Genomic DNA, 21,550 nt, shown 5'->3' on the forward strand with positions numbered 1-21,550 from the left:
TCTCGCGAAACAGAGTTATATTTATACGGAGTTTTCCGTAGTGGTTCAAGCACACTGGTATCATTATATCAAGTACTAAATCTTTTTTCAAGAAGTTTCATTTTCCATTTTTTTGATCAAATACCACGGCGGTTTCCTGACTTCATCTCGTCGCTTAGCACCGCAAAAAACTCTTCATTCGACTTTGTCTGCTTCAGCTTGCGAAGGAATTTTTCGGCAAAATCAGGAGCATCGCTCATTGCCTTACGGATAGCCCACAGCTTATCTAAATGCTCTTTCGGAATGAGGAGTTCTTCCTTCCTCGTTCCTGAACGGCGAATATCGATTGCCGGGAAGATGCGCCGTTCCGCAAGCGTACGGTCAAGGTGCAGCTCCATATTGCCAGTTCCCTTGAATTCCTCGTAAATTACGTCATCCATGCGGGAGCCCGTATCGACAAGCGCCGTAGCGAGAATAGTTAAGCTGCCGCCCTCTTCAATATTCCTTGCTGCACCGAAGAAACGCTTCGGCCGGTGGAATGCTGCTGGGTCGATACCGCCGGATAGCGTACGGCCGCTAGGCGGGATGACAAGGTTATATGCCCTGGCAAGACGCGTAATGCTGTCCATTAGGATAATCACATCGCGCTTATGCTCAACAAGGCGCATGGCGCGCTCTAGCACAAGCTCAGCAACTTTTATATGGTTCTCCGGCACTTCGTCAAAAGTCGAGCTGACAACATCGCCTGCTACTGATCTTTCAATATCGGTTACTTCTTCCGGACGTTCGTCAATCAAAAGAACGATTAATTCCGCTTCCGGATGATTTGTCGTAATACTATTCGCAATTTCTTTCAGCAGCATCGTTTTCCCTGCTTTTGGCGGCGCGACAATCAGTCCGCGCTGGCCAAAGCCCACAGGCGCAAGGACGTCCATAATTCTTGTAGACAAGTGCTTTGGCGTCGTTTCCAGCTTCATTTGCCTGTTTGGATACAGTGCCGTCAGCCCAGGGAAGTGGACACGCTCCTTCGCCGTTTCCGGATCGTCGCCGTTAACCGCCTCCACTTGCAGCAAGCCAAAATAGCGCTCGTTTTCTTTTGGCGGGCGGACTTTCCCTGAAACCTTGTCCCCGTTTCTCAAATCAAAACGGCGGATTTGCGATGCCGAGATGTAGATATCCTCGGAGCTTGGCGAGTAATTAATCGGACGGAGAAATCCAAATCCCTCCGACTGGATAATTTCCAGAACGCCTTCCATGAAGAAGTAGCCCTGTTGCTCAGCCCTTGCCTTCAGGATGGCAAAAATCAGCTCTTTTTTTGTCAGCTTGCTGTAATAGGACACTTTGTATTCACGAGCCAATTCATAAAGCTCTTTTAACTTCATATTTTCCAAACTTGAAATATTCACTTCCAAAATTGTCACCACACTAAATATATTAAGTTGCCAGTTCGCTCCATATACCATGCTTTTTCATCATGATTTTTGTCGTGTTAGGATGGAAAAGTAGAATGGAGTTCATTGAAGAATGATAGAAGGATGTAATGAAAGAATATTCGAAGACATTATTCATTAAAACACTATTATTTTAACCTTAACTTGTAAAAATAATCAAGCAGTTTTATTTCCCTTATTTGTTGCGCTCCTTTCGCCTTCACGGAAGGAGCGCAACAAATAAGGGTTTTCTTTTTCCCGAAAAAAATTTATGGCTTTAAGACAAGGTTTGGTTTTAACTCGAGCCTATGCTCTCCTTCGATAAAGCGAACCGTTCCAGACTTGGCGCGCATAACGACCGAATGAGTAAGACCCACATTTCCCTTGTACTGAACTCCTTTCAAAAGCTCACCATCGGTTACACCGGTTGCAGCAAAAATAGCGTCATCCCCTTTTACAAGGTCTTCCATGAGGAGAATCTTGTTTACATCAAGACCCATCTTGATGCAACGCTCGGCTTCAGCATCATTTTGCGGAAGGAGCTTCCCTTGGATTTCTCCGCCAAGTGATTTCAAAGCAACTGCAGCAATAACACCTTCTGGCGCTCCGCCGGAACCGAACAGGATGTCGACGCCTGTAAAATCAAATGCAGTATTGATCGCACCAGCTACGTCTCCGTCGTTGATTAGCTTGATTCTGGCGCCTGCTTCGCGAAGCTGATGAATAATGTGTTCGTGGCGAGGCCTGTTCAGGACGGTTGCTACCACGTCTTCAATATTTTTGTTCTTCGCTTTTGCGACTGCCTTCAAATTGTCGATGACAGAAGCGTTGATGTCAATTTGGCCGATTGCTTCCGGGCCGACTGCAATTTTATCCATATACATGTCTGGTGCATGAAGAAGGTTGCCGTTATCTGCAATCGCTAGTACCGCAAGCGCGTTCCAGCCTCCAGACGCAACAATGTTCGTCCCTTCCAGCGGGTCGACGGCGACATCCACACGCGGGCCATAGCCTGTGCCGAGTTTCTCACCGATATAAAGCATTGGCGCTTCGTCCATTTCTCCTTCACCAATGACGACCGTACCTTTCATTGGAATGGTATCGAATACATCACGCATCGCGGATGTTGCTGCATCGTCCGCCTCGTCTTTTTTACCGCGGCCCATCCAGCGCGCTGAAGCAAGTGCTGCTGCTTCCGTTACGCGCACTAGTTCCATCGTTAAGCTTCTTTCCATCTGTCTCTCCCCTTGCTCTCGTCTGTATTTTTGTTCCCCCGCCGCTTGTAGGCGCGGAGTTGTTGGATTAAGCGTTTTTCATGTGTTCTTGTTCTTCCTTTGTCAGCTCTTCACGCCAGACAGTTGCGCCAAGGCCATTCAGCTTTTCAACAAGGTGGCTGTAGCCCCTGTCAATATGTTCAAGCCCGGTAACTTCGGTGATGCCTTCCGCCATGAGCCCGGCGATGACAAGCGCTGCTCCTGCCCTCAAGTCACTCGCTTTCACTTTCGCTCCCTGGAGCTGGATAGGACCGTTGATGATTGCCGATCTGCCTTCTACTTTAATGTTGGCGTTCATCCTTCGCAGCTCGTCGATGTGCTTGAATCTTGCACCATAGATTGTATCGGTGACAACGCTTGATCCTTCGACTCTCGTCAATAAAGAGGTGAACGGCTGCTGAAGATCCGTAGGGAAACCTGGATATACAAGCGTTTTGATATCAACAGGCTTGTATTTTGCTGCAGGTCCTACGAATACTTGCTCATCACTCGTCTCAATTTGCACGCCGATTTCCTTCAGCTTTGCAATCAGCGACTCGATATGCTCCGGAATGACATTGTCAATCGTTATTCCGTCCCCTGCAGCTGCTGCAAGAATCATGAAGGTTCCTGCTTCGATTCTATCAGGAATAATCGTATGGCGGCAGCCGTGAAGAGAATCTACTCCATCAATTCTGATTACATCGGTACCGGCACCTTTTATCTTGGCTCCCATGTTTGTTAAGAGTGTTGCTACATCAATGATTTCCGGTTCCTTCGCCGCGTTTTCAATCACGGTCCGGCCCTTTGCCCTTACTGCTGCAAGCATGATGTTGATGGTAGCGCCAACGCTGACGACATCAAGATAAATCCTTGCGCCGCGCAGCTCTTCCGCCCGCAAATAAATCGCGCCTTGCTCATTTGTCACGCTTGCGCCAAGCGCCTCGAATCCTTTGATATGCTGATCAATCGGGCGGGGTCCAAGGTGACAGCCACCAGGCAGTCCAATGACCGCTTTTTTAAACCGGCCTAGCATTGCTCCCATCAAATAATAGGAAGCTCGCAATTTCTTTACTTTCCCATTAGGCAAAGGCATGGAGATCATGGAAGACGGGTCCACCGTCATCTCATTTTCCGAAAATTCAACAGTACCGCCGATTTCCTCCATCAGGCTCTTCAGCATATGGACATCGGAAATATCCGGCAAACCTTCAATGGTGACAGGCGACTCAGCCAAAATCGTCGCTGGGATCAGGGCAACTGCACTATTTTTAGCACCGCTGACCCGGACAGTACCTTTTAACGGGTAACCGCCTGCAATCTTTAGCTTTTCCATTCTTGACTCCCTTCTTAGCCGTTAGGTAAAGAACAGCCTGTCCGGCATGGACAGCTGTCAAAATATTTTTCCATCCAAATTCATTGGGGGACAGCTCTTATGTTATTCTCTTATTTTACACGAATTTGCCATTTCCATGTAAGAAAACAAAAAAAACTTGGGGATGCGGGTTGATATTCGTCCCGCACCCTACCAATATCCATTTTACGAGCGTTTTGCCCAATCGGCAAGGAATGCTTCAATCCCTTTATCTGTAAGCGGGTGTTTGAATAGCTGCATGATAACTTTGTAAGGAATTGTTGCGATATCCGCACCGTTCAATGCTGCTTCTGTCACGTGCATTGGATGGCGGATGGATGCCGCGATAATTTCTGTTGAGATATCATGAATAGCAAAAATGTTGGAAATAGTTGAAATCAGTTCCATTCCGTTCTGGCCGATATCGTCAAGTCTTCCTAGGAACGGAGATACGTAAGTTGCACCTGCTCTTGCAGCAAGCAATGCTTGGTTTGCACTGAAAATGAGCGTAACATTTGTTTTGATGCCTTCTTTTGCAAAAGTGGAAACTGCTTTCAAGCCGTCTGGTGTCATTGGCACTTTCACTGTGATGTTAGGTGCGATTTTCGCTAGCTCGCGTCCTTCCTTGATCATGCCTTCAGCATCAAGTGAGATGACTTCCGCACTAACAGAACCTGGAACAAGTTCAGTAATTTCTTTTAGACGGTCATGAAAAGAAACATCCTTCTCTTTTGCAACAAGTGACGGGTTCGTTGTGACACCGGCAATGCATCCAAGGGAATATGCTTCTTTGATTTCTTCCATATTAGCTGTATCAATAAAGAATTTCATGAGAAAAATTCCTCCTAGCAGGTTAGTTTACAGGAACGCAGGAAAACCGCCTCGTCCAAGGCGGTTTCCACAAGTCCCGGCGGCGTTTACGCTTTTTGAGAAGATCCGAATTCACGCATTTTTCCTTTAACAGTGTCCCTGATTGCATCGCGAGCAGGTCCAAGGTATTTGCGTGGATCGTATTCTTCCGGCTTAGCCGCAAGCACTTCGCGCACAACTTTGGCGGAAGCGATCTGGTTTTCGGTATTTACATTGATTTTTGCTGTACCAAGAGAAATAGACTTCTTGATGTCAGCAGTTGGGATGCCAGTTCCGCCATGTAGAACAAGCGGTACACCTGCAACTGTATTGATTTCTTCCATTTCTTTAAATCCAAGATTAGGCTCGCCTTTGTATGGTCCATGAACAGAGCCAAGTGCTGGTGCCAAGCAGTCGATGCCTGTACGCTCTACAAGCTCTTTACATTCATTTACATCAGCATAAATTACGCCGTCTGCCACAACGTCATCTTCTTGTCCGCCAACAGTTCCAAGTTCTGCCTCAACAGAAACTCCCTTTGCATGCGCATACTCCACAACTTTCTTCGTTGTTTCGATGTTTTCCTCAAAAGGATGGTGGGAAGCGTCAATCATAACGGATGTGAAGCCTGCGTCGATTGCTGCTTTACATTTTTCGAAGCTTGAACCGTGGTCAAGGTGAATCGCCACAGGTACAGTGGTATTATAGTCTTCCATCAGACCTTCAACCATTTTAACAACAGTTTTGAATCCTCCCATATAGCGAGCAGCGCCTTCGGAAACCCCTAGGATAACAGGAGATTGCTCTTCTTCTGCAGCCTGAAGGATCGCCTGAGTGAACTCAAGGTTATTCAAGTTAAACTGTCCAACGGCATAGCCCTCTGCGTTTGCTTTTTTCAACATTTCAGTCATTGAAACTAAAGGCATGACTTTTCCTCCTTCATTAGATCGCTCATGTTTGTCCATGCTCCCTATTAAGCTTTTCCTGCATTACTTTTGATTATGTACCCGGAAGCGTTGCGGCCAAAACAGATAATCCAGTGGAATTCACTTGTTATCATACCAGAATGAAATCATAATTGCTATTCATGGAGCCCCCTTTTTCCATCTGTCATAAAAATGCTATAAAGCAAACGTTTTCATTTGATTTTGTTGGAAGAAAGGAAAAAAAACGTGCAGTAATACGGTGCAGCGAACGAGGAAGCTTCCCACACCACCCGCGGAAAGCGAAGCGCCTGAAATGGAAATCACCAGCCTCTCACAAGGTAAAGGGAGCGCGCTCAATTAGATGCAGCTTTTTAGTTTGTGTCATGAGGTTGGCTGGACATATTTCTTCACTGCTGAGCGAATGTCATCAATGTCAAACGGCTTGGCAAAATGGGTGATGGCACCTAAATTCATGGCTTCCTGAATCATATCGAGCTCGCCATACGCGGTCATGATGATGACACGAATATCTTTGTCGATTACTTTCATTCTCTTAAGGATTTCAATGCCATCCATTCCGGGAATTTTCATATCTAGGAGCACGAGGTCTGGTGAATGCTTCTTCAACGTGTCGAGTGCCTGGACACCGTTGGCAGCCTGGAATGTCTGGTAACCTTCTTTTTTAAGCACTTCGTTGAGCAGGATGCGAATGCCAAATTGGTCATCTACAATCAGAATTTTTTCATTCATGCTGCTTCTCCCCCACTTCATTCATTTATTCTGTCATAATTCGAAAATTTTTCCACCCACTTACATACAATTCGCCAAATTCCTGTAAAATCCTTCACCAGTTTCAACATTCCTCTTTTGTCAAAAACAGTTAAAATGGAAATACTTCGTGATGGGTGGGGAATCAGCAGGAATATTTGCCATGTCTTCCACCTCCGTTATAAGATGAAAACAGTAATTACGGAGGCGATGAATTTGTTAAAAATGTTTTCAACCCAGCTGTCAGGGCTGTTCAAGAAAATCATGGAAAGAGAAGAGAACTCCATCGAGGACGGCGCACGTCTTCTCGCCCAAGCAGCGCTTGGCGAGGGAACGATTTTTATCGGTGGAATCGGAGAGATGAGGGCCATCGCAACAGAAGCTATCTATGGAGCGGAGCCGCTTCAAGGGGCAAAGAGGCTGGCGGTCCAAGAGGCGTCCAGTGTCGAGGATGGTAGCATCAAAGATTTGGCGTCGGCGGATCGCGTGCTCCTCGCGGCACGGGAATCAAATGACGAAGCAGCACTCTTCATGGCAAAAGAGCTCGTTCAGGAGGGCGTCCCATTCGTTGCGATTTTTGCGATTGCTCGGGATGGTGGGATTCAAGATCTGGCGGATGTCAGTATCAGCTTAGATATGCAAAAAGGGCTGCTTCCTGATGAAGAAGGCGGACGCTTCGGTTATCCTGTCGGAATCGCCGCCCTGTTCGTCTATCATGGCCTCAAATTTGCCATCGATGAAATGATCGCTGAATATGAGGAATGATGATTGGAAGGGGCTGGCCATAAGTGGCCGGCTCTTTTTCGGTTGGCAGAATATTTGTCTATGGCAACTGTTAACGTTCCTCATGGTCTTTGTTTCGTTTGAGAGAGACTTATTGGCGGATCCTCCCCCGATTTCCATTATAAAGATAATTGGAAACTAGAGAAACCCGATGTAGATGTGCACTTCAAAAAAAGAGTACCCGCTGTATTTGCGGGTACTCTTCCTTTATTATTTACCAGCTTTCAAAGATGCTTCCACAAATGCTTTGAACAGCGGCTGCGGTCGCGTTGGCCTTGAAATGAATTCTGGGTGGAATTGGCTTGCGAGGAACCAAGGGTGGTCCTTCAACTCGATGATTTCCACTAGACGTCCATCAGGGCTTGTCCCGGAGAAAACGAAGCCTTCTTTTTCCATTTCTTGACGGAACTCATTGTTGAACTCGTAACGATGGCGATGACGCTCGTACACGACTTCATCCTGGTATGCTTCGTAAGCTTTTGTGCCTTCTTGAAGCTTGCAAGGCTGTAAACCGAGGCGAAGTGTTCCGCCAAGGTCTTCGATATCCTTCTGCTCAGGAAGCAGGTCGATGATTGGATATGGAGTGTCCGGATTAATTTCTGCGGAATGGGCACCGTTCAGCTTAAGGACATTGCGCGCAAATTCAATGGATGCAAGCTGCATACCAAGACAGATGCCAAGGAATGGTTTCTTTTGCTCACGAGCGTATTGGATTGCGAATATCTTCCCGTCGATACCACGGTCGCCGAATCCGCCTGGAACTAGGATACCATCTACTTCATTCAATAGTTCCGCAACGTTTTCTTCTGTCACTTCTTCGGAATTGATCCACTTTATTTCGATGTCACTGTCAAAAGTATAACCTGCATGACGCAGTGCTTCTACAACGGAAATATAAGCGTCTTGAAGCTCAACGTATTTGCCGATAAGCGCGATTTTTGTTTTATTCGTAAGGCTTTGTACCTTGTTGACGAGCTCTTTCCACTCGGTCATATCCGCTTCGCCGCATTGCAGCTTTAAATGCTTGCAAACAATGGAATCAAGGTCTTGTGCTTGAAGTGCAAGCGGAACAGAATACAATGTTTCTGCATCGCGTGCTTCGATAACAGATTTTTTGTCGATATCGCAAAATAGGGCAATTTTATCCTTCATGTCTTCAGAAATAGGCATTTCTGTACGAACAACGATCACGTTTGGCTGGATGCCGAGGCTGCGCAATTCTTTTACGCTATGCTGGGTTGGCTTTGTTTTCATTTCGCCAGCAGCCTTAATATAAGGTACGAGCGTACAATGGATGTACATGACATTCTCAGAACCGATATCACTCTTGATTTGGCGGATTGCCTCAAGGAATGGCAGCGACTCGATGTCGCCAACAGTTCCGCCGATTTCAGTAATGACTACATCTGCACCAGACTCTTTTCCTGCACGGAAAACGCGTTCCTTGATTTCATTTGTGATATGCGGAATGACCTGTACAGTTCCGCCAAGATAATCGCCGCGGCGCTCTTTTTTCAGGACAGTAGAGTAAATTTTTCCTGTCGTGACGTTAGAGTATTTATTCAAATTGATGTCGATGAAGCGCTCGTAATGGCCGAGATCAAGGTCCGTTTCTGCGCCGTCGCCTGTAACGAATACTTCACCGTGCTGATATGGGCTCATTGTTCCAGGGTCTACGTTAATGTAAGGATCGAATTTTTGAATTGTTACGTCCAACCCTCTGTTTTTGAGCAAACGGCCCAAAGAAGCTGCTGTGATTCCTTTTCCAAGTGACGATACCACGCCGCCCGTCACAAAAATATACTTTGCCATAGCTGATTTCCCCCTCTTATTCTTCAGTTTGTGCAATTTGCGCCTTTTTATCGAAGCTCTTTCGATTGTTGGCGGAGAGCCGTTCGTTTTCCATTTTTACAAAAATAAAAAAACGCTCCGCATACAAAGTAAGGGAGCGTTTTAATCGCTTATCAAACAGACCGTCCTTTTTAAGGAGCCCAAAAATGATTCTACCTTCCGGCATTTGAAAAGTCAACAGAGAAACTTAAAGGTCTTCTTCTTTGTCCTCATCTTCCTCTAAATCATCATCAAGGTCCTCGTCTTCTTCAACTAAGACTTCATCTTCTTCAATGACGTCTTCATCAAACTCGTCCAAATCTTCTTCATCGTCGAAGTCCTCTTCTTCATCCTCTGCGAGGTCCTCTTCTTCAAAGTCATCGAATTCAAGATCTTCTTCTATTTCATCAAACTCTTCGACTTCGTCTTCTTCCACAGCTTTTTTCGCCTTTTTCTTGCGCGGTTTGACTGCTGGGACTACTTCATCTTCAACATGATCCACCGGATACCAGAACCTGAGGCCCCAGCGATTTTCGCCAAGACCGATGAAACGTCCGTCGATGTTCAAGTCTGTATAGAACTGGACCATTTTTTCTTCAGCCTCACCCTTTGGCACACTTAAAAGGCTGTTGATTTCCTTCACTAAATCTTTGAAAGATACAGGCTGTTTTTTCTCAGCCAAGAGCTCATAGGCAGCTTCGATGAATGAAAATTCTTTAAGCTGTTCCTTTGTGTATTGGTTTAGGCTCAACTCGCGCACTTCCTTTCTCTATTAAAGCCCGCTCTGGTTGCGGGCGGCAATCCTGAAAACAAGCAAAAATACCCAAAATGCATATTCTTCATTATAAACAATTTTATTCTGTTTATGCTAGTGTATTCTGTTGTTTTCCGTTGATTTTTCAGCGGAATTCCCGTGGTTCTTTCTTGCGGTAAGTTCCTTTTCCTCGCAGGACCCCTTTACCATCAACTTGCGCGCCAAATAGAAAAAATAAATGGAGAGGATGAAAAAGGAGATCGCGCCGAGTTGACGCTGGTATAAATAATAAAGGACCGACAGCGCCCCTGCTTTTCCCGCTACGTTTACCACCGTTCTCATATTGTTCACATCCTGGGTTTCACTCTGATTGGGAATCCAGCCTTCCATAGATATAATTCCATGAACTCAGCAATTAATCAAGTTCTATTCAGGCTAGAATCATTATATACAATAACAAATCCTCATAGATACCCAAAGGAACGGAAAGGAGAATGTGGTTTAACACACTAAAGCGCTGGGGGTCAGGCACGCTTCATGCCGGTAACACTTCGCTACTGTGACTCACCACCGCAACGGGGGTCAGGCACGCTGCACTCTAGCAATACTTCACCGCATTAAAGCTGCACAAAAATGGGGGTCAGGCACCCGGGGTTGCGGTGATCCGCTAAAGGGTGCCTGACCCCCGCCTTTTGCTACATGTTTCGGCGGTATTGGCCGCCTACTTCGTAGAGGGCGCTTGTGATTTGGCCTAAGCTTGCATATCGGACGGTTTCCATCAGTTCGGCGAAGATGTTGCCGCCGGTTACAGCTGCTTCTTTCAGCCTTGCAATTGCTTCGGCGCTCTTATCTTCATTTCTACCCTTGAACGCTTCCAAATTCCTGATTTGCGTTTCTTTCTCTTCTTGGGTTGCACGCGCGATTTCCATGTTGTCGAGCGCTTCTTCTGAAGGAGGGTTCGGGTTCAGATAAGTGTTGACACCAATAATCGGCAGTTCACCAGTATGCTTTAACATTTCGTAGTGCATCGACTCATCCTGAATCTTGCCGCGCTGATATTGCGTCTCCATCGCGCCGAGCACGCCGCCGCGGTCGTTGATCCGCTCAAACTCCTGGAGAACAGCCTCTTCCACAAGGTCTGTCAGCTCTTCAATAATGAACGCACCTTGCAGCGGGTTTTCATTCTTCGTCAAACCATGCTCCTTCGTGATGATCATCTGAATAGCCATCGCCCGGCGTACAGATTCCTCCGTCGGTGTTGTGATCGCCTCATCATACGCATTTGTATGAAGCGAGTTGCAGTTATCGTGTAGCGCCATTAACGCTTGAAGCGTCGTACGGATATCGTTGAAATCAATCTCTTGCGCATGCAGCGAGCGTCCTGATGTTTGAATATGATACTTCAGCTTCTGGCTACGCTCGTTCGCCCCATACTTCTCCCTCATGACAGCAGCCCAAATTCGGCGCGCTACCCGGCCAAGTACTGAATACTCCGGATCAAGGCCATTCGAGAAAAAGAAGCTCAAGTTCGGCGCGAAATCATCAATTTTCATGCCCCTGCTGAGGTAGTACTCCACATACGTAAATCCATTCGCCAGCGTGAACGCCAGCTGGGAAATCGGGTTCGCCCCCGCTTCTGCAATATGGTAGCCCGAAATCGAAACAGAATAATAGTTGCGCACCTTCTTGTCGATGAAATACTGCTGGATATCTCCCATCATTCGCAATGCAAACTCCGTGGAGAAAATGCATGTATTCTGGCCTTGATCCTCTTTCAGAATATCAGCCTGAACCGTTCCGCGGACAGTCTGCAGCGTCCACTCACGAATTTGCGTCACTTCTTCCTCTGTTAACGGACGGCCAAGCTCTGCCTCCTTCTTCTCCAGTTGCTGTTCAACAGCCGTGTTCATGAACATCGCGAGAATAATCGGCGCCGGCCCGTTGATCGTCATTGAAACAGAAGTCGTCGGATGGCATAGATCAAAGCCTGCATACAGTTTCTTCATATCATCAAGCGTACAGATGTTAACGCCGCTCTCCCCGACTTTTCCGTAAATGTCAGGACGGTGATCCGGATCTTCCCCATAGAGCGTTACCGAGTCAAATGCCGTACTCAAGCGCTTCGCATCATCATCCTTAGATAAATAGTGGAAGCGGCGATTCGTCCGCTCTGGTGTACCTTCCCCGGCAAACTGACGCTTCGGATCCTCGCCTTCGCGCTTGAACGGGAACACACCCGCTGTATAAGGGAAAGAACCAGGCACATTTTCAAGATAAACCCAGCGTACAATCTCGCCGTAATCCTGGTAGCGCGGCAATGCTACTTTCGGAATGCTGAGACCAGCAAGGCTCTTCGTGCGAAGCTCTGTCACGATTTCCCTATCGCGGATTTTCGTTACAAACCGCTCACCTGCGTACTTCTCCTTCAGCGCCGGCCAGCCCTCCAGAATTCTCTTCGTTTCCGCTGTCAGGCTCTCTTCAATCTCTTCCTTTATTTTCAGCAAAGCATTTTCCGCTGCTTCACCCGCACCGCTTTCCTTCAAAGCAGCAAGCGCACCCTCGACTTGGAACAGCCTGCGAGCTGCATCCGCCTGCTCTGCTGCCTTCTTGTGATACCCGCGAACCGTCTCTGAAATTTCGCGCAAGTAATAGCGGCGGTCATTCGGTATAATCACGTTCTGTTTTTCTACTTTCGCTTCCTTTGAAAAAGAAGTGCTCCAGTCTGTGCCCGCTTTTTCGTTGATTTTTTCAATAAGCGCCGCGAACAATGCGTTTGTCCCCGGATCGTTGAACTGGCTCGCAATTGTGCCATATACCGGCATATCGCCATAATCTTGTTCGAAAAGCTTATGGCTGCGCTGGAACTGTTTTTGCACTTGGCGCTGGGCATCCTCGGAGCCTTTGCGCTCAAACTTATTGATGACAATCAAATCTGCGTAATCGATCATATCGATTTTTTCAAGCTGGGAAGGCGCTCCGAATTCGCTGGTCATCACATACATTGAAACATCGCAAATGTCGGTGATTCCTGCATCGCCTTGCCCGATACCGCTCGTCTCAACGATAACTAAATCAAATCCGGCAGCCTTGACGACTGCAATCGCATCATGGATTGCTAAGGACAATTCTGAACGTGAATTACGGGTAGCCAGGCTTCGCATATACACGCGCGGTGAAAAAATAGCATTCATCCGAATCCTGTCGCCCAAGAGCGCTCCGCCCGTCTTTTGCTTCGTCGGATCAACGGACAGGATCGCCACACGCTTTTCCGAAATTTCATTAATGAATCGGCGAATCAGTTCATCCGTCAGCGAGCTTTTTCCCGCTCCGCCAGTACCCGTGATTCCGATGACAGGAACCGAAGTACCGATAGACTTCACCTTTTCCATCACTGATTCGACCGCTGCCGCAGTTTCTGCTGGTGCCCCAACCTGCTGTTCAGCAAGGGTGATCAGCTTCGCTACCGCCTGGACGCCGCCGGAAGCAAGCTTTTCCACTTCCCCTGCATCTTCCGGGGTGACCGTAGGAAAATCGCATTCTTTCAGCATCATTTGAATCATACCTTCAAGGCCTAACAAGCGGCCGTCTTCCGGTGAAAAAATCCGTGCAATTCCGTAATCATGCAGTTCCTTGATTTCCTTTGGGATGATAACGCCGCCCCCGCCGCCGTAAATGCGGATGTGGGAAGCGCCACGCTCATTTAAAAGATCCCGCATATATTTAAAATACTCCACATGGCCGCCTTGGTACGATGAAATGGCAATTCCTTGGGCGTCCTCCTGGATGGCTGCATTCACCACTTCCTCAACAGAACGGTTGTGGCCAAGATGGATTACTTCCGCGCCTCCTGCCTGCAGGATGCGGCGCATGATGTTGATTGAAGCGTCATGCCCGTCAAACAAACTTGAAGCCGTCACAAAGCGAATATGATTCTTCGGCTGATACGTTTCCGTCGTGTTCATGCTCTTCCCCCTGTTCCCTGTTTTTTCGTTAACCCCTTTATTCCCTCTAGCAGCAATTCTGTTTGAAGTTTGATATATTCATCAAGACTATATAATTTTTGCAGCGCCCAGCGGCGGAAAGCCCACATTTGCCCCTGGACGAAAATATTGTGGGCAATGATCGCAATCTGTTCTTCCGAGAGGTCGAGCTCGCCGTTTTTGACGCAACGGAGAATCGACTCCTCGAACATGCCGACCATCTCCAATTCTTTTTTCAAGACATAGGGCAAAGCGTCCTTTGACAGCGACTTTGCTTCCTGGTACATGACGAGCACCTCATCCTGAAGCTCGCCCATTACTTTAAAATAATTGGCAATCACAAGCTTCAGGCTGTCGAGCGTCCCCTGATCAGGGTCAAAGCTTTGCTGCAGTTGATCGCGCACCTCGTCATAAATGCTGTCGCACACTAAATAGAGGACATCCTCTTTCGTGCGGATATATTCATAGAGCGTTCCGATGCTGAAACCGGACGCCCGGGCAATTTCCCTGGTCGTAGTCCGATGGAAGCCTTTTTCCTTGAAAAGAGTGACTGCACCTTTGATCATCTGGTTGCGCCGTTTGACCACAAGGCGCTCATCCTTCACCGATGCCTGGACTTCGCGCTTTTTCATCATCTCCCCGCCCCGGATCTACTTCGTCAGCATCCTTGAGATGACAAGGCGCTGAATTTCCTGCGTACCTTCATAGATTTGCGTGATTTTCGCGTCACGCATATAGCGCTCAACAGGATAATCCTTCGTGTAGCCATAGCCTCCGAATACTTGAACAGCATCTGTTGTTACTTTCATTGCCGTATCTCCTGCAAGCAACTTCGACATCGCCGATTCTTTGCCGTACGGAAGGCCTTCCGATTCAAGCCATGCAGCCTGATATGTCAAGAGCCTTGAAGCCTCGACCATTGTTGCCATGTCCGCAAGCTTGAAGCCGACACCTTGCTGTGCTGCGATTGGCTTGCCGAACTGCTGCCGCTCTTTCGCGTATTCAACCGCTGCATCAAGCGCTCCTTGAGCAATCCCGACCGCTTGTGCCGCAATACCGTTACGGCCGCCGTCGAGCGTCATCATTGCGATTTTGAAGCCTTCGCCAAGCTCGCCGAGCATGTTTTCCTTCGGCACGCGGCAATCTTCAAAAATAATTTCCGTTGTCGGAGAAGAACGAATGCCGAGCTTTTTCTCTTTTTTCCCTACGGAGAAGCCTGGAAAGCCGCTTTCCACAATGAAAGCTGTCGTTCCTTTCTGCTTGCTTTCCGGATCAGTCAAGGCAAAAACGACATAAATGTCAGCAATGCCGCCATTCGTGATAAATATCTTCGAGCCGTTGAGGATATAATCATCGCCATCAAGCTTGGCAGTCGTTCTCATTCCGCCTGCGTCAGAACCGCTTCCAGGCTCGGTCAGCCCGTACGCGCCGATTTTTTCTCCTTGAGCCATTGGCTTCAAGTACTTTTGCTTCTGTTCTTCGGAGCCGAATTTAAAAATCGGCCAGCCGGCAAGGGACGTATGCGCAGACAATGTCACACCAGTTGATGCGCATACGCGTGACAGCTCTTCCACCGCGATGCAGTATGCGAGATAGTCGCTGCCGATGCCGCCGTACTCTTCAGGCCAAGGAATGCCTGTCAGTCCAAGCTCGGCCATCTTGTCAAAAATCTCTCTGTCAAAGCGCTCTTCCTCATCGCGCTCCGCCGCACTCGGTGCCACTTCGTTTCTCGCAAAATCGCGTACCATTTTTCGAATCATTTCATGTTCTTCTGTCAGTTTAAAATTCACTGTTTACCCCTCCGTTTCAATTTTCCGAATCTTAATCTTGCAGCACTCCCGCAATTGCAAGGCGCCGCCTGATGAAAAATAATATAAGTTTCCCTTACAGCTGCTTCGAAATCAAAAGAACGCTATGTCAAAAATCAATTTAACCTTCCTTACAGCTGCTTCGAAATGACGAGACGCTGAATTTCGCTCGTACCCTCATAGATTTCTGTTACTTTCGCATCGCGGAAGAATCGCTCTACAGGATAATCTTCTGTATAGCCGTAGCCGCCGTACACTTGGATTGCTTCTGTTGTTGCTTCCACTGCTGTCCTAGAAGCAAAAAGCTTCGCCATCGATGCTTCCTTGCCGCACTTCATCCCGCTGTTGCGCAAATCTGCTGCGCGGTAGACTAATAGCTTTGCTGCTTCAATGTTTGATGCCATGTCTGCAAGCTTAAAGCCTACTGCCTGCTGCGCTGCGATTGGCCGGCCAAACTGGTGGCGGTCCTTCGCATATGCTGTTGCCGCTTCAAGCGCTGCTTCCGCAATTCCAAGTGCTTGGGCAGCGATGCCGATCCTGCCGACATCAAGATTGGCCATTGCAATTTTGAAGCCTTCGCCTTCTTCGCCAAGCAGGTTATCTGCCGGAACTTTCATATCTTCGAACGTCAGCTGGACGGTTCTTGAACCGTGGAGGCCCATTTTGTGCTCATCCTTGCCGATAACTAGCCCTGGAGTATCCTTCTCGACGATGAAAGCGGAGATCCCCCTTGAACCTGCTTCCGGGTTTGTTGAAGCAAAAACGATATAAGTATCCGCTTCGCCGCCGTTTGTGATGAACACTTTTGAACCGTTCAATATATAATGGCCGCCATCCTTCACAGCGCTCGCCTTCAAGCTGCCCGCATCGGATCCCGCGCTTGGCTCTGTAAGCGCGAACGCGCCAAGATATTCGCCAGCAGCAAGCTTTGGAACGTACTTTTTCTTCTGTTCTTCGTTTCCGAAGTAAAGGATCGGGTTCGTGCCGACCGAAGTGTGTACCGAAAGGATAACGCCAACTGTCGCGCTGACCTTAGACAGTTCGTGAATGGCGATGATATAAGAAACAAAGTCCATTTCGGCGCCGCCATATTGCTCTGGCACTGGAATACCCATAAGGCCAATCTCGCCCATTTTGGCAAGAATTTCCCGCGGGAACTCGCCTTTTTCCATGTTCTCAACAAACGGAGCAATTTCACTTTGGGCAAAATCGCGCACCATTTTCCGCATCATTTCCTGCTCTTCCGCGAACCTTAAATCCATGTTGATCCCCCCCTATGTCTCGTGCGCTTCCTGCCTTTTTTCTCTAGTCGTATACGTAAAAACCGCGGCCGGACTTTTTGCCGAGCCAGCCTGCCTTCACATATTTGCGCAGGAGCGGGCATGGGCGGTATTTTGTATCGCCAAAGCCTTCATGGAGTGTCTCCATGATATAAAGGCATGTGTCGAGGCCGATAAAATCAGCGAGCGTCAGCGGTCCCATTGGATGGTTCATGCCAAGCTTCATCACGTCGTCAATCGCTTCTTTTGTTGCTACGCCTTCATATAGCGTGTAGATTGCTTCATTGATCATCGGCATCAAAATCCTGTTGGCAACGAATCCTGGGAAGTCATTCACTTCGACTGGCACCTTGCCGATTTTTTTCGTGATGTCTTCAATCGTGCCGTATACTTCATCAGCAGTCGCGAGTCCGCGAATGATCTCCACAAGCTTCATGACAGGAACCGGATTCATAAAGTGCATGCCGATTACTTTTTCTGGACGCTTCGTTGCTGCGGCAATCTCCGTGATCGGAAGCGATGATGTGTTGCTTGCCAGAATCGCGTGTTCAGGAGCAAGCTCATCAAGCTGAGCGAAAATTTTTGTTTTGATTTCCATGTTCTCTACTGCTGCTTCGATGATAAGATCCACTTCTTTAGCGCTTTCAATATTTGTCGTGCTTTCGATATTGCCGAGCACTTCATCCATTGCGAACTGCTCCATACGGCCTTTCGAAACCTGCCTCGAAAGGTTTTTCGAAATGACGCCAATTCCGCGCTCGAGATACTCCTCTTTCAAGTCGTTCAAAATAACTTTATAGCCGGCATGCGCGCATACTTGCGCAATGCCCGAGCCCATTTGCCCCGCACCAATAACCATGATTTTTTCAACGTTCACCGCGATTCCCCCTTATGTTAAAAAAAAGAATTTACTGTTTTGGTACTTCAATCATGACCGCATCCCCTTGGCCGCCGCCGCTGCAGATAGCCGCAATGCCGATTCCGCCGCCGCGGCGCTTAAGTTCGTGCATCAGCGTCAGAATTATCCTTGTTCCACTTGCGCCAATCGGATGTCCGAGGGCAACCGCACCGCCGTTCACATTTACTTTTTCGGGATCAAGATCTGCAATCTTTCCGCTCGCCAGCGAAACAGCTGCAAATGCTTCATTGATTTCAAAAAGATCTATCTCTTCAAGAGACTTGCCTGTTTTTTTCAAGATTTCATTGATCACAAGACCGGGAGTCTTTGGAAAGTCTTTCGCTTCCGTCGCGATTTCAGCATGGCCGAGGATGACTGCCATCGGCTCTTTGCCTTCCTTCTTTGCGCGGTCTTCGCTCATCAGGACGAGCGCTGCGGCACCATCGTTGACACCCGGTGCATTCCCTGCCGTAATCGTACCTTCATTGTTAAAAACAGGGCGCAGTCTTGCCAATTTTTCCATTGCCGTGTCTTTTCGCGGTGCTTCATCATGCTCTACGACAATCGGATCACCTTTGCGCTGAGGAACCTCAACAGGAACAATTTCCTCGCTGAACCTGCCTGCTTCGATTGCCTCCACTGCCTTTTGATGGCTGCGGAACGCCCAATTATCCTGTTCCTCACGGCTGATTTCCATTTCCTCTGCAACACTGTTTCCGTATGTACCCATATGGACACCGGTGAAGGAGCATGTCAAACCGTCATGCGTCATCATGTCCTTGAGCTGGGCATCACCCATGCGCAGACCCCAGCGGGCTTTAGGCATGAAGTATGGCGCGTTGCTCATCGATTCCATTCCGCCTGCGACAACCACTTCTTCTTCGCCTGCACGGATAAGCAGGTCGCCAAGCGTAACGCTTCGCATGCCGGAAGCGCACACTTTGTTAATTGTCTCTGTCTTCACTTCCCACGGAAGCCCGGCATTTCTAGCCGCCTGCCTTGACGGAAGCTGTCCTTGGCCACCCTGCAAAACGGTGCCGAGAATGACTTCGCCGACTTCTATAGGGTTAACGCCTGCACGAGCGATTGCCTCCTTTACCGCAATGCCCCCCAGCTGCGATGCAGTAAAGCTGCTTAGCCCGCCGCCAAACTTTCCGAATGGTGTTCTCGCCCCAGCGAGTATGACTGTTCTACCCATTTTGTTCTCCCCCTTTTCGTTTTTCCGTGAATGTCCGATTGATTGACTGAACGCTCGCTCAAGCTGCGCCCCCAAAAAAACAAATTGGCTGCAAGCTGTTTATGTAAGCGTTTTACCACTACTCCAGTTTACTGCAAAAATAGTAGAAATTGAAACACTTTGCAAAAAATTCGGTTAATTATCCGATTTCTCGTGTGTTCCAATTCCTACCGAACATGTATTAAGACGCCAATTCTTTCTTGTCTCCAAAGATGGATTTCTCCAACAGCTCTGCCACATCGTATGTGGATACATTCTCTTCGACTTCTTTTGCTTTCGTTCCGTCCGACAGCATTGTCAGGCAGTAAGGGCAGCCCGCGCTGATGACGGAAGGGTTGACGGCTAGCGCTTGCTCCGTGCGGGCGACGTTGATGCGATGGCCTGTCTCTTCTTCCATCCACATCAGGCCTCCGCCGGCACCGCAGCACATTGCGTTGTCGCGGTTCCGCTCCATTTCCTTCAGCGTAACGCCAGGAATGCTTTTTAGGATATCCCGCGGCGCATCGTATACTTCGTTATAGCGGCCGAGGTAACACGAATCGTGGAATACAATCGTTTCGTCAACAGCATGCTTCGGTACAAGCTTGCCTTCTTTCACAAGCTTTGCAAGCAGTTCTGTATGGTGATATACCTCTCCTTCGAAACCGAAGTCAGGGTATTCATTTTTGAAAATATTGTAGGCGTGAGGATCAATCGTAATGATTTTCTTCACATCATTCTTCTCAAATTCTTCGATGTTCTTCGTTGCAAGCTCCTGGAACAGGAATTCATTTCCGAGTCGCCTTGGCGTATCGCCGGAATTTTTCTCCTTGTTTCCAAGGATGGCGAATTTCACGCCAGCTTCGTTCAAAAGCTTCGCAAAGCTCAAGGCAATCTTTTGGCTGCGGTTATCAAACGCTCCCATCGAACCGACCCATAGAAGGTATTCGAATTCTTCGCCTGCTTTTTTCAGTTCCTTCACAGTTGGTACGACAACATCGTCCCTTAGATCACGCCATTTTTCTTTTTCCTTGCGATTCAGTCCCCAAGGGTTTCCTTGACGCTCGATGTTTGTCATCGCACGCTGGGCATCGGCATCCATTTTTCCTTCTGTGAGGACGAGGTAGCGGCGCAGGTCAATAATCTTGTCCACATGCTCGTTCATAACGGGACATTGGTCTTCACAATTGCGGCATGTTGTGCACGCCCAGATTTCTTCCTCTGTGATAACATCGCCAATCATGCTCACGTCGTAAGCGAGTCCAGCAGCGGCTTCTTTCGACCCCGCCCCTGCAGCAGCAAGAGCAATCTTGTTGCCTTTCGTATTGCTGAATGCAAACGCCGGAACCCATGGCTGCTTCGATGTCACCGCAGCACCATGATTCGTCAAATGATCACGCAGCTTCACGATCAAATCCATCGGTGACAGCATTTTGCCTGTCCCTGTTGCAGGACACATATTCGTACAGCGGCCGCATTCCACGCACGCATAAAAATCGATCATCTGCTCCTGTGTGAAGTCAGTGATTTTTCCAGCGCCGAACGTTTCCTGCGACTCATCTTCAAAATCAATTTTGTTAATTTTCGCCGGAGGATCAAGCCTTGTTAAATAAACATTTGCAGGCCCTGCGATCAAGTGGGCGTGCTTTGACTGCGGCACGTACACAAGGAATGATAACAGGAACAGCAAATGGATCCACCAGGCGACATAGAATACAGCGATAGCAGCTGTTCCCGGAATGCCTGAGAAAAGCGCTGCGATGCCGGAAGCAACCGGCTCCGTCCATGTTGCTTCATGGCCATGCCAAATCATGCTCATTCCGTTCCCTAAAAGAACGAAAAGCATCAACCCGCCAATGAACAAGAGAACAAGTCCATTCTTAAAGCCTCGCTTTAGTCGGACAAGCTTTTCCACATAGCGGCGGTAAAACGCCCACACTACTGCCACAAGAATGACAAGTGTGACGATTTCCTGGAAAAAAGTAAATCCAGCATAGAGCGGGCCAAGCGGCAGGTGCGAGCCTGGCTTGATTCCTTTCCAAATAAAATCAATTGCTCCAAACTGCACGAGGATAAAACCGTAAAAAAACATGACGTGAATCATGCCGCTCTTCTTGTCTTTCAGAAGCTTCTTCTGCCCGAATACATTGCCCCAAATGCGATCAAGGCGTTCCTTCACATTGTTATCGAACTCAGATTTTTTCCCGAGCTTGATGTACTGGATTCTCGTTCTGACAACGTAAACGAATAAGCTGATTGCGTAAGCGGTTACAATTAAAAACGCAATCAAGTTAACCAAAAGCAAACCGTTCATGATTAAAAACTACCCCCTTATTCTCCTTTTGCTAGCTCCCCTTTTTGAAGAATCTTTCCAAAGAAATAAATTTTCAGAATTAGTCATCTATTCTTATTATATAATGAGTGAGCATTCAGTCAACCAAT

At 47.9% G+C, this 21,550-nt stretch carries 17 protein-coding genes; 1 reads left to right on the plus strand and 16 read right to left on the minus strand.

Annotated elements, in window-relative coordinates; translation table 11 throughout:
- Positions 1 to 116: 116 nt before the first annotated feature.
- The 6 genes from rho to BQ5796_RS15310 all read right to left on the minus strand — a co-directional run bounded on the left by rho (position 117) and on the right by BQ5796_RS15310 (position 6,541).
- The gene (gene rho / locus BQ5796_RS15285; RefSeq protein WP_200792923.1) at positions 117 to 1,394 is read right to left on the minus strand and encodes a transcription termination factor Rho; all 1,278 of its coding nucleotides are present in this window, start codon (positions 1,392 to 1,394) and stop codon (positions 117 to 119) included.
- A 284-nt stretch (positions 1,395 to 1,678) separates the two neighbouring features.
- On the minus strand, positions 1,679 to 2,644 hold the full coding sequence (glpX, locus tag BQ5796_RS15290) for a class II fructose-bisphosphatase (protein ID WP_071461006.1): 966 nt from the start codon (positions 2,642 to 2,644) through the stop codon (positions 1,679 to 1,681).
- Between the two features lie 67 nt (positions 2,645 to 2,711).
- Positions 2,712 to 3,998 carry a UDP-N-acetylglucosamine 1-carboxyvinyltransferase gene (gene murA, locus BQ5796_RS15295; RefSeq protein ID WP_071461007.1) on the minus strand — a complete coding sequence of 429 codons (1,287 nt, stop codon included), beginning with the start codon at positions 3,996 to 3,998 and terminating at the stop codon, positions 2,712 to 2,714.
- A 204-nt stretch (positions 3,999 to 4,202) separates the two neighbouring features.
- Positions 4,203 to 4,847 carry a fructose-6-phosphate aldolase gene (gene fsa / locus BQ5796_RS15300; RefSeq protein ID WP_071461008.1) on the minus strand — a complete coding sequence of 215 codons (645 nt, stop codon included), beginning with the start codon at positions 4,845 to 4,847 and terminating at the stop codon, positions 4,203 to 4,205.
- Between the two features lie 86 nt (positions 4,848 to 4,933).
- Positions 4,934 to 5,791 carry a class II fructose-bisphosphate aldolase gene (locus BQ5796_RS15305; protein ID WP_071461009.1) on the minus strand — a complete coding sequence of 286 codons (858 nt, stop codon included), beginning with the start codon at positions 5,789 to 5,791 and terminating at the stop codon, positions 4,934 to 4,936.
- A gap of 381 nt (positions 5,792 to 6,172) precedes the next feature.
- Positions 6,173 to 6,541 carry a response regulator gene (locus BQ5796_RS15310; protein WP_071461010.1) on the minus strand — a complete coding sequence of 123 codons (369 nt, stop codon included), beginning with the start codon at positions 6,539 to 6,541 and terminating at the stop codon, positions 6,173 to 6,175.
- A 234-nt stretch (positions 6,542 to 6,775) separates the two neighbouring features.
- Here BQ5796_RS15310 and BQ5796_RS15315 point away from each other — a divergent pair, with 234 nt between their 5' ends.
- Positions 6,776 to 7,324, plus strand: a complete 549-nt coding sequence (locus BQ5796_RS15315; RefSeq protein ID WP_071461011.1) for a DUF2529 family protein — start codon at positions 6,776 to 6,778, stop codon at positions 7,322 to 7,324.
- Between the two features lie 228 nt (positions 7,325 to 7,552).
- Here BQ5796_RS15315 and pyrG read toward each other — a convergent pair whose 3' ends face one another.
- The 10 genes from pyrG to BQ5796_RS15370 all read right to left on the minus strand — a co-directional run bounded on the left by pyrG (position 7,553) and on the right by BQ5796_RS15370 (position 21,422).
- Positions 7,553 to 9,154, minus strand: a complete 1,602-nt coding sequence (gene pyrG / locus BQ5796_RS15320; protein WP_071461012.1) for a CTP synthase — start codon at positions 9,152 to 9,154, stop codon at positions 7,553 to 7,555.
- Positions 9,155 to 9,380: 226 nt separating this feature from the next.
- Positions 9,381 to 9,923, minus strand: a complete 543-nt coding sequence (rpoE, locus tag BQ5796_RS15330) for a DNA-directed RNA polymerase subunit delta (RefSeq protein WP_071461014.1) — start codon at positions 9,921 to 9,923, stop codon at positions 9,381 to 9,383.
- Between the two features lie 117 nt (positions 9,924 to 10,040).
- A complete protein-coding gene (locus BQ5796_RS15335; RefSeq protein ID WP_141769949.1) occupies positions 10,041 to 10,268 on the minus strand; it encodes a hypothetical protein in 228 nt (75 codons plus the stop codon).
- A 353-nt stretch (positions 10,269 to 10,621) separates the two neighbouring features.
- Positions 10,622 to 13,888, minus strand: a complete 3,267-nt coding sequence (gene icmF / locus BQ5796_RS15340; RefSeq protein WP_071461016.1) for a fused isobutyryl-CoA mutase/GTPase IcmF — start codon at positions 13,886 to 13,888, stop codon at positions 10,622 to 10,624.
- Positions 13,885 to 14,538 carry a TetR/AcrR family transcriptional regulator gene (locus BQ5796_RS15345; RefSeq protein ID WP_071461017.1) on the minus strand — a complete coding sequence of 218 codons (654 nt, stop codon included), beginning with the start codon at positions 14,536 to 14,538 and terminating at the stop codon, positions 13,885 to 13,887. Before BQ5796_RS15345 ends, icmF begins: the two co-directional genes overlap by 4 nt.
- Positions 14,539 to 14,556: 18 nt before the next feature.
- The gene (locus BQ5796_RS15350; protein WP_071461018.1) at positions 14,557 to 15,696 is read right to left on the minus strand and encodes an acyl-CoA dehydrogenase; all 1,140 of its coding nucleotides are present in this window, start codon (positions 15,694 to 15,696) and stop codon (positions 14,557 to 14,559) included.
- A gap of 149 nt (positions 15,697 to 15,845) precedes the next feature.
- Complete coding sequence (locus BQ5796_RS15355) at positions 15,846 to 16,976, minus strand: acyl-CoA dehydrogenase (RefSeq protein ID WP_071461019.1); 1,131 nt, start codon at positions 16,974 to 16,976, stop codon at positions 15,846 to 15,848.
- Between the two features lie 43 nt (positions 16,977 to 17,019).
- A complete protein-coding gene (locus tag BQ5796_RS15360; protein WP_071461020.1) occupies positions 17,020 to 17,871 on the minus strand; it encodes a 3-hydroxybutyryl-CoA dehydrogenase in 852 nt (283 codons plus the stop codon).
- A 31-nt stretch (positions 17,872 to 17,902) separates the two neighbouring features.
- Entirely contained in the window at positions 17,903 to 19,090 is a 1,188-nt protein-coding gene (locus tag BQ5796_RS15365; protein WP_071461021.1) for an acetyl-CoA C-acetyltransferase, read from the minus strand.
- Between the two features lie 220 nt (positions 19,091 to 19,310).
- Positions 19,311 to 21,422, minus strand: coding sequence for a heterodisulfide reductase-related iron-sulfur binding cluster (locus tag BQ5796_RS15370; RefSeq protein WP_071461022.1), 2,112 nt, complete (start codon positions 21,420 to 21,422; stop codon positions 19,311 to 19,313).
- Positions 21,423 to 21,550: the final 128 nt, after the last annotated feature.

The organism is Bacillus massilinigeriensis (assembly GCF_900111815.1).
GTDB lineage: Bacteria > Bacillota > Bacilli > Bacillales > Cytobacillaceae > Mesobacillus_C > Mesobacillus_C mediterraneensis.

What these genes read in the sequence shown, in the direction of transcription:
- glpX (WP_071461006.1), bottom strand. Translation starts at nt 2,644, where the DNA reads ATGGAAAGAAGCTTAACGATGGAACTAGTGCGCGTAACGGAAGCAGCA.
- murA (WP_071461007.1), bottom strand. Translation starts at nt 3,998, where the DNA reads ATGGAAAAGCTAAAGATTGCAGGCGGTTACCCGTTAAAAGGTACTGTC.
- fsa (WP_071461008.1), bottom strand. Translation starts at nt 4,847, where the DNA reads ATGAAATTCTTTATTGATACAGCTAATATGGAAGAAATCAAAGAAGCA.
- BQ5796_RS15305 (WP_071461009.1), bottom strand. Translation starts at nt 5,791, where the DNA reads ATGCCTTTAGTTTCAATGACTGAAATGTTGAAAAAAGCAAACGCAGAG.
- BQ5796_RS15310 (WP_071461010.1), bottom strand. Translation starts at nt 6,541, where the DNA reads ATGAATGAAAAAATTCTGATTGTAGATGACCAATTTGGCATTCGCATC.
- pyrG (WP_071461012.1), bottom strand. Translation starts at nt 9,154, where the DNA reads ATGGCAAAGTATATTTTTGTGACGGGCGGCGTGGTATCGTCACTTGGA.
- BQ5796_RS15335 (WP_141769949.1), bottom strand. Translation starts at nt 10,268, where the DNA reads ATGAGAACGGTGGTAAACGTAGCGGGAAAAGCAGGGGCGCTGTCGGTC.
- icmF (WP_071461016.1), bottom strand. Translation starts at nt 13,888, where the DNA reads ATGAACACGACGGAAACGTATCAGCCGAAGAATCATATTCGCTTTGTG.
- BQ5796_RS15345 (WP_071461017.1), bottom strand. Translation starts at nt 14,538, where the DNA reads ATGAAAAAGCGCGAAGTCCAGGCATCGGTGAAGGATGAGCGCCTTGTG.
- BQ5796_RS15355 (WP_071461019.1), bottom strand. Translation starts at nt 16,976, where the DNA reads ATGGATTTAAGGTTCGCGGAAGAGCAGGAAATGATGCGGAAAATGGTG.
- BQ5796_RS15365 (WP_071461021.1), bottom strand. Translation starts at nt 19,090, where the DNA reads ATGGGTAGAACAGTCATACTCGCTGGGGCGAGAACACCATTCGGAAAG.
- BQ5796_RS15370 (WP_071461022.1), bottom strand. Translation starts at nt 21,422, where the DNA reads ATGAACGGTTTGCTTTTGGTTAACTTGATTGCGTTTTTAATTGTAACC.